This window comes from Streptomyces sp. PA03-5A, assembly GCF_033792725.1.
GTDB lineage: Bacteria > Actinomycetota > Actinomycetes > Streptomycetales > Streptomycetaceae > Actinacidiphila.
The window spans coordinates 94,266-102,173 of sequence record NZ_JARAVL010000035.1 but is presented as its reverse complement, the minus strand read 5'-3'; the positions used below and the strand labels follow the sequence as shown (position 1 = coordinate 102,173).

The 7,908-nt window shown below is 71.9% G+C and carries 6 protein-coding genes and 1 pseudogene; 6 read left to right on the top strand and 1 reads right to left on the bottom strand.

What is annotated here, in order from left to right:
- The 3 genes and pseudogenes from PV410_RS34540 to PV410_RS34530 all read left to right on the top strand — a co-directional run.
- Window positions 1-147, top strand: a pseudogene (locus PV410_RS34540) (formyl-CoA transferase); the annotation flags it as partial.
- 290 nt (window positions 148-437) lie between these two features.
- Window positions 438-989: a beta-class carbonic anhydrase gene (locus tag PV410_RS34535; protein WP_500329835.1), complete on the top strand. Its 552-nt coding sequence runs from the start codon at window positions 438-440 to the stop codon at window positions 987-989.
- 221 nt (window positions 990-1,210) lie between these two features.
- Window positions 1,211-2,023: an acyl-CoA dehydrogenase family protein gene (locus PV410_RS34530; RefSeq protein ID WP_500329833.1), complete on the top strand. Its 813-nt coding sequence runs from the start codon at window positions 1,211-1,213 to the stop codon at window positions 2,021-2,023.
- Here PV410_RS34530 and PV410_RS34525 read toward each other — a convergent pair.
- Window positions 1,981-2,670, bottom strand: a complete 690-nt coding sequence (locus PV410_RS34525; RefSeq protein ID WP_500329831.1) for a GntR family transcriptional regulator — start codon at window positions 2,668-2,670, stop codon at window positions 1,981-1,983. The genes PV410_RS34530 and PV410_RS34525 overlap by 43 nt on opposite strands.
- A gap of 319 nt (window positions 2,671-2,989) precedes the next feature.
- Here PV410_RS34525 and PV410_RS34520 point away from each other — a divergent pair, with 319 nt between their 5' ends.
- The 3 genes from PV410_RS34520 to fdhF are packed head-to-tail and all read left to right on the top strand — an operon-like array spanning window position 2,990 to window position 7,877.
- The gene (locus PV410_RS34520; RefSeq protein ID WP_500329830.1) at window positions 2,990-3,445 is read left to right on the top strand and encodes an NAD(P)H-dependent oxidoreductase subunit E; all 456 of its coding nucleotides are present in this window, start codon (window positions 2,990-2,992) and stop codon (window positions 3,443-3,445) included.
- Complete coding sequence (locus tag PV410_RS34515) at window positions 3,442-5,058, top strand: formate dehydrogenase beta subunit (protein ID WP_500329828.1); 1,617 nt, start codon at window positions 3,442-3,444, stop codon at window positions 5,056-5,058. Before PV410_RS34520 ends, PV410_RS34515 begins: the two co-directional genes overlap by 4 nt.
- A complete protein-coding gene (gene fdhF / locus PV410_RS34510) occupies window positions 5,055-7,877 on the top strand; it encodes a formate dehydrogenase subunit alpha (RefSeq protein ID WP_500329827.1) in 2,823 nt (940 codons plus the stop codon). The genes PV410_RS34515 and fdhF overlap by 4 nt, the downstream gene beginning before the upstream one ends.
- The last annotated feature ends 31 nt before the right edge of the window (window positions 7,878-7,908 follow it).

Sequence of the window (7,908 nt, the reverse complement as noted above, 5' to 3'; positions counted from 1 at the left end):
GTCGGCAACCCCCTCAAACTCTCCGACTCACCCACCACCATCCACCGCTCACCCCTCCTCGGCGAACACAACCACGACATCTACACCACCGAACTCGGCATCCACGAGGACGAGTTGCCGGGGCTCAAGGCACTGGGAGTGATCTGACATGACCGCGGACCACGCGCGCCGTTCCACCGGCAGTGACACGACCCGGCGGTGCGCCCCGCCGCCGTACGGGCGGCGCCCGGTGTGCGGCCCGCCGGCGCCGCGGACCCCGCCGCCGTACCGGGGCCGGTGCGCCGTGCGGTCCGGCCTGCGTTGATACACCCCGTCTATCGACCGCCGGGCGGACACGGGAGCGGCAGGAGCCGCCGTGGTCCGCCCCGGACCGGCAGCCCGCGTGGATGATCGGAGCACGTGGACGGCCGCACCAGAAAAGGAGCGCACCGGAAGTCATGACGACGTCAACGTACGGTTCCGCACAGCCCGGCGGCAGCGCCCCGGGCGGGGAGACGGTCACCGACCGCCTCGTGGAGTCCAACCGCAAGTACGCCGCCGGGTTCACCGACCCGGGCATGGGCGCCCGGCCCGTGCTCCAGGTGGCCGTGGTGGCCTGCATGGACGCCCGGATCGACCTGCACGCCGCCCTCGGCCTGGAACTGGGCGACTGCCACACCATTCGCAACGCCGGCGGTGTGGTCACCGACGACACCATCCGGTCGCTGACCATCAGCCAGCGCGCCCTGAAGACCCGCAGCGTGATACTGATCCACCACACCGGCTGCGGTCTGCAGACCCTCACCGAGGACTTCCGCCACGAGCTGGAGCTGGAGGTCGGCCAGCGCCCTGCCTGGGCGGTGGAGGCGTTCCAGGACGTCGACCAGGACGTCCGGCAGTCGATGCAGCGGGTGCGTACGTCCCCGTTCCTGCCCCACACCGACGACGTCCGGGGATTCGTCTTCGACGTCACGACGGGGCTGCTGCGGGAGATCGACCCGCGCCCCTGAACCACCCGGGGCACGCAAGCCCCCACCAGGACCTGCGCGCGGACCGGCGGACGGCAACCTGCCGGGAGACGCGGGACGGCTGCTCCCGGCGGCTGGTCCGCGCGCACGCCGGCGGGGCGGCCGGCCCGCACGCACCCGCGTGCCCGGCCGCCCCGTCCGTCGTCGTGCCCACATCCGCTGCCTGACGGCAGATCAGCAACCGTTCCCGAGGGGGTCACCTCGTGTCGTACCGCAACGCCTTCTCCCGTGTCCTGAGCGACGTCATCGCGCCCCGTGCCGAGCGGACCGGCAGGGAGGGGAGCTTCCCGCGCCGCGCGGTGAGCGCCCTGGGCGAGGCGGGGCTGCTCGGGCTGACCGTCTCCACCGACCTGGGCGGCGGTGGCCGGGGTCCGGCCGAGGCCGCCGAGGTCGTCGCGCGGATCGCCGGGACCTGCCCGGTGACCGCGGCCGTGCTGCAGTCCCACTACGCGGCGGTCGCCGTGATCGAGGCGTGCGGGAGCCGCTGGGTGCGCGGCGAGACGGCCGCCGGACGCCACCTCAGCAGCCTCGCCCTGGCGGACGGTACGGACGGCGCGTACGGTGCCGCGGGCGCGACCGCCACCCGCTCGGGAGAGGTGGTCGCCCTGCGCGCCCGCAAGCGCGAGGTGGTCGCGGCGGGGGAGGCCGACAGCTACGTCTGGTCGTCGCTGCCGCTGGCCGCCGGGGACGGGCTGACCCTGTGGCTGGTGCCCGCGCACGCGCCCGACCTGTTCGTCCCGGCCCGGCCGGACGGAGGCGGACCGCACGGCAGTGCCACCTCCACGGTCCTGGCCGATCCGGTCCTCGTCCCCGCCGACGCGATGCTCGGGGAGGACGGCGCGGGGCACGAGGTCGTGCTGCGCACCGTGCTGCCGTGGCTGCACGAACTGCGCGACGCCCTGGGCTCCTCGGCCGTCCACCCGTCGGTCGAGGCCGCGGACACGGCCGCGTCGGCGGCGGTGGGCGGGGCGGCTCAGCTCAGCGCCGTCGCCCCCGCCGCGACCGCCTTGCGGTAGTCGCCGGTGCGTTCGGTGTGCTTGCGCATGATCTCGCCGGCGCGGTCGCCGTCGCCCTTGGCGATGGCCTTGATGAGCTGGGCGTGCTCGTTCCAGGCGTCCTTGCCGCGGGGCTTGGCGATGGGGGTGTAGTACCACCGCACCTTCCGGCTCACCTGCGAGATCAGCTCGGCCAGCACGGCGTTCGCGGCGATGGACGTGATGAAGGAGTGCAGCGCCGTGTTCGCCGTGACCAGGCGCTCCACGTCACCCCCGGCGAGCGCCTCGACGCCCTCCTTCTGCAGCTCCCAGAGGCGTTCGACGTCCTCGGGTTTGGCGTTCTCGGCGGCGAGCCGGGCCGAGTACGTCTCCAGCACCGAGCGGACGCCGAGCAGCTGGGCGGCCTCCTCCTCGGTGGGGGAGTGGACGAAGGCGCCCTGGGCGGGGCGCAGGTCGACCCAGCCGTCGGTCTGCAGCCGCTGCAGGGCCTCGCGCACCGGCTGGCGGGAGACCCCGAGGTGCTCGGCGAGTTCGGCCTCGACCAGGTGCTGGCCCGGTGTGAGGGAGCCGTTGATGATCAGTTCGATCAGGGCGTCGTACACGGCCTGGCGCAGTGGTGCGGGGCGGGCGACCCGGCGGGTCGCCGCGGCCGTCAGGGCCTCACGCATGGTTCCCCCGTTCTGCCACCGAGCCTGTGGGCCGACGGCTCTGCACTGGTGGCCGCCGTGAGGGTCGCCGGCGGCGGGAACGGTCAGTATACAGGTTTTGGTATGCAACATGCCTTTCGGTCGCGACAAGACGCGCCCGGGTGCCGGGACTTGGGGAAAGTCCCGGCTGCAGGATTCTGTATGCAGAAGTTTGTATGCGGTATCGTCGCCGTGTACTGCCGGCACCGTCGGGAAGGCGAAGCGGCTTCGTGACGATCCCGCGCCCGAACTCCCTGACCTGGCGAAGGCGGAGTGGTCAATGACGATCGGCGGGAGTGACATGACGGTCGAAGACGTGGTCAGGACGGTTGTGGCCGACCATCGGGATCAGCGCGGTGCCCTGCTACCGGTACTGCATGCCCTGCAGGCCGAGTTGGGCTGCGTGCCGAAAGAGGCGATACCGGTGCTCGCCGACGAGTTCAACCTCTCCAGGGCGGACGTCCACGGAGTGGTGACCTTCTACCACGACTTCCGCCGTGAGCCGGCGGGACGGACCACGGTGCGCATCTGCCGCGCCGAGGCCTGCCAGGCCCTCGGGTCCGACGCGCTGGTGGGCTACGCGCGGGAAGCGGGACTGGCCCTGGGGGAGACGACCCCCGACGGTTCGGTCACCGTCGAGCAGGTCTTCTGCCTCGGCAACTGCGCCCTGGGGCCGGCGGTCGAGGTGAACGGCCGGTTGTACGGACGAGTGGGCACGGCCCGGTTGGGCTCCATCCTCAAGGGGACGGTCGCATGACGAAGAACTCTTCCGACTCCACGGTGACGGTCTACGTCCCGCGTGACTCGGCGGCCAGATCGGTCGGCGCGGACGAGGTGGCGGACGCGCTGCGGCGCGTCGCGGCGGAGCGGGAGGCGCCCGTCGACGTGGTGCGCAACGGCTCCCGCGGCATGCTGTGGCTGGAGCCGCTGGTCGAGGTGGTCACCCCGGCCGGCCGTGTCGGCTACGGGCCGGTGGCCCCCTCGGACGTGGAGGGACTGCTGGCGGCGGGCATGCTCGAAGGCGCGGACCACCCGCTGCGCCTCGGCGTCGTCGACGAACTGCCCTGGCTGGCCCGCCAGACGCGGGTCACCTTCTCCCGGGTCGGGGTGACCGACCCCCTCTCGCCGGAGGACTACCTGCGCCACGGCGGCCTGGCCGGACTGCGCACCGCCCTCGGCATGGCCCCCGCCGACGTCGTCACCGAGGTCACCGACTCCGGCCTGCGCGGCCGCGGCGGCGCCGGCTTCCCGGCCGGCATCAAGTGGAAGACCGTCATGGACTGCGCCGACGAACTCAAGTTCGTCTGCTGCAACGCCGACGAGGGCGACAGCGGCACCTTCGCCGACCGCATGGTCATGGAGGGCGACCCCTTCATGCTCATCGAGGGCATGACGATCGCCGCGCACGCCGTGGGCGCCCGCGAGGGCTACTTCTACATCCGCTCCGAGTACCCCGACGCGGTGGCCACGATGCGCGCGGCGATCGGCATCGCGCGCGAGCAGGGGTGGCTCGGCGAGGGCATCCTTGGGTCCCCGCTCGACTTCGACCTGCACGTACGCGTCGGCGCCGGCGCGTACATCTGCGGCGAGGAGACCTCCATGCTGGAGAGCCTGGAGGGCAAGCGCGGCACCGTCCGGGCCAAGCCGCCGATCCCCGCCATCGAGGGGCTGTTCGGCAAGCCGACGGTCGTGAACAACGTCCTCACCCTCGCCACGGTGCCGGTCATCCTCGCCGAGGGCGCCAAGGCGTACCGGGAACTCGGCGTGGAGCGCTCGCGCGGCACCCAGGTGTTCCAGCTCGGCGGCAACATCGCCCGCGGCGGGATCGTGGAGACCGCCTTCGGCGTCACGCTGCGCGAACTGGTCGAGGAGTACGGCGGCGGCACCTTCTCCGGGCGGCCGGTCCGCACGGTGCAGGTCGGCGGGCCGCTCGGCGCCTACCTGCCGACGTCGATGTTCGACCTGCCGATGGACTACGAGGCGTTCGCCGAGGCGGGTGCCATGCTGGGCCACGGCGGCGTCGTCGTCTTCGACGAGAGCGTCGACATGGCCGCCCAGGCCCGGTTCGCGATGGAGTTCTGCGCCGAGGAGTCCTGCGGCAAGTGCACGCCCTGCCGGGTGGGATCGGTCCGCGGCGTCGAGGTGATCGACAAGATCGTGGCCGGTCAGCAGCGGGACGAGAACCTGGCCCTGCTCGAGGACCTGTGCGAGCTGATGACCGACGGCTCCCTGTGCGCGATGGGCGGGCTCACGCCGATGCCCGTGCGCAGCGCCATCGCGCACTTCCCCGACGACTTCCTCGCCCGCGACCCCGGCCGGGCGATCCCACGCACGCACGCCCATGGAGGAAGGACGGAGGGCACGGCATGACACTCCTGAAGGAACCCGACTTCGGCACACCGGAGCGCCCCGGCGCGGCGACGGTCGCGGTGGAAGTGGACGGGATGCCGGTGACCGTGCCGGAGGGCACATCGGTGATGCGCGCCGCCGCGCTCGCCGGCATCGACATCCCCAAGCTCTGCGCCACCGACAGCCTGGAGCCCTTCGGCTCCTGCCGGCTGTGCGTGGTGGAGATCGACGGCCGGCGGGGCACCCCGGCGTCCTGCACCACGCCGGTGGCGGACGGGATGAGCGTGCGGACCCAGACCCCCAAGGTGGAGAAGCTCCGCCAGGGCGTCATGGAGCTGTACATCTCCGACCACCCGCTGGACTGCCTGACCTGCCCGGCCAACGGCGACTGCGAGCTGCAGGACATGGCCGGCGTGGTCGGGCTGCGGCAGGTCCGCTACGGCTACGAGGGCGCGAACCACCTCGACGCGGAGAAGGACACCTCCAACCCCTACTTCGACTTCGACGCGTCCAAGTGCATCGCCTGCTCCCGCTGCGTCCGCGCCTGCGGCGAGGTGCAGGGCACCTTCGCGCTGACCATCGAGGGGCGCGGCTTCGACTCCAAGGTCTCCGCCGGCGCCGGCGAGAGCTTCATGGAGTCCGAGTGCGTCTCCTGCGGGGCCTGCGTGCAGGCCTGCCCGACCTCCACGCTCCAGGAGAAGTCGGTGGTCGAACTCGGCATGCCCACCCGCTCGGTGGTCACCACCTGCGCGTACTGCGGCGTCGGCTGCTCCTTCAAGGCCGAGCTGCGCGGCGACGAGCTGGTGCGGATGGTGCCGTACAAGGACGGCGGCGCCAACGAGGGCCACTCCTGCGTGAAGGGCCGCTTCGCCTTCGGCTACGCCAGCCACCCCGACCGGGTGCTGAAGCCCATGGTCCGCGAGAAGATCACCGACCCGTGGCGCGAGGTCGAGTGGGACGAGGCGATCGGCACGGTCGCCCGCCGGATGCGCGAGCTCCAGCAGCAGTACGGGTCGGGCGCGATCGGCGCCATCACCTCCTCGCGGTGCACGAACGAAGAGGTGTACGTCGTCCAGAAGATGGTGCGCGCCGCCTTCGGCAACAACAACGTCGACACCTGCGCCCGGGTCTGCCACTCCCCGACGGGGTACGGGCTCAAGCAGACCTTCGGCGAGTCGGCCGGCACCCAGGACTTCCGGTCCGTGGCCGAGGCCGACGTCATCATGGTGATCGGCGCCAACCCCACGGACGGGCACCCGGTGTTCGCCTCGCGGATGAAGCGCCGGCTGCGCGAGGGCGCCAAGCTCATCGTCGTGGACCCGCGCCGCATCGACCTGGTGCGCTCCCCGCACGTCCAGGCCGAGCACCACCTGCAGCTGCGGCCCAGCACCAACGTGGCCGTCGTGAACGCCATGGCGCACGTGGTGGTCACCGAGGGGCTGGTCGACCGGGCCTTCGTGGACGCGCGGTGCGAGGACTTCGACGAGTGGGCGGAGTTCATCGCCCGCCCGGAGAACAGCCCGGAGGCCACGGAGGAGCTCACCGGGGTGCCGGCCGGGGAACTGCGCGCGGCGGCACGGCTGTACGCGCAGGCCCCGAACGGCGCCATCTACTACGGTCTTGGCGTCACCGAGCACAGCCAGGGCTCGACCATGGTGATGGGCATGGCCAACCTGGCGATGGCCTGCGGCAACCTCGGCCGCGACGGCGTCGGGGTGAACCCGTTGCGCGGCCAGAACAACGTCCAGGGCTCCTGCGACATGGGTTCGTTCCCGCACGAGCTGCCCGGCTACCGGCACGTCTCCGACGACGCCGTGCGCACCGTGTTCGAGAACCTCTGGGGCGGCACGATCCTTGCCGAGCCCGGGCTGCGCATCCCGAACATGTTCGACGCGGCCATCGACGGGACGTTCCGCGGCCTGTTCGTGCACGGCGAGGACATCGCGCAGTCCGACCCCAACCTCAAGCACGTCACCGCCGCGCTGGAGGCCATGGAACTGGTCGTCGTCCAGGACCTGTTCCTCAACGAGACGGCGAAGTTCGCGCACGTCTTCCTGCCCGGCGCGTCCTTCCTGGAGAAGGACGGCACCTTCACCAACGCCGAGCGCCGCATCAACCGGGTGCGCGCGGTGATGAAGCCGAAGACGGGCAAGCACGAGTGGCAGATCGTCTCCGAGATCGCCACCGCCATGGGCCACCCCATGGCGTACGACCACCCCGGTCAGATCATGGACGAGATCGCCCAGGTCACGCCGACCTTCACCGGTGTCTCCTTCCAGCTGCTGGACGAGCTGGGCAGCGTCCAGTGGCCGTGCAACGAGAAGGCCCCCGAGGGCACGCCCATCATGCACGTGGACGAGTTCGTGCGGGGCAAGGGCAAGTTCGTGGTCACCACCTTCGTGCCGACCGCCGAGCGCAGCACCCGGCGCTTCCCGCTGATCCTGACCACGGGACGGATCCTCAGCCAGTACAACGTGGGCGCGCAGACCCGCCGTACCGGCAACGTCGCCTGGCACCCGGAGGACGTGCTGGAGCTGCACCCCCACGACGCCGAGGTCCGCGGCATCGTGGACGGCGACACGGTGACCCTGGCGAGCCGGGTGGGGGAGACGACGCTGAAGGCCGAGATCTCCGACCGCATGCCGCCCGGGGTCGTGTACACCACCTTCCACCACCCGGTGACCGGGGCGAACGTGGTGACCACGGAGAACTCCGACTGGGCGACCAACTGCCCGGAGTACAAGGTGACCGCCGTGCAGGTGGGGCTCGCCCGCCCGCGGCGGGCCGACGGCGCGGAACACGACCGGGACAGGGACCAGCTGCTGACGGTGGTGGACTGAGGTGGCCGGCGCAGTGCCGGCCGAGCGCCGG

Excerpts from the sequence above, each read along its gene's own strand:
- PV410_RS34535 (WP_500329835.1), top strand. The coding sequence starts at position 438 with ATGACGACGTCAACGTACGGTTCCGCACAGCCCGGCGGCAGCGCCCCG.
- PV410_RS34525 (WP_500329831.1), bottom strand. The coding sequence starts at position 2,670 with ATGCGTGAGGCCCTGACGGCCGCGGCGACCCGCCGGGTCGCCCGCCCC.
- PV410_RS34520 (WP_500329830.1), top strand. The coding sequence starts at position 2,990 with ATGACGGTCGAAGACGTGGTCAGGACGGTTGTGGCCGACCATCGGGAT.
- PV410_RS34515 (WP_500329828.1), top strand. The coding sequence starts at position 3,442 with ATGACGAAGAACTCTTCCGACTCCACGGTGACGGTCTACGTCCCGCGT.
- fdhF (WP_500329827.1), top strand. The coding sequence starts at position 5,055 with ATGACACTCCTGAAGGAACCCGACTTCGGCACACCGGAGCGCCCCGGC.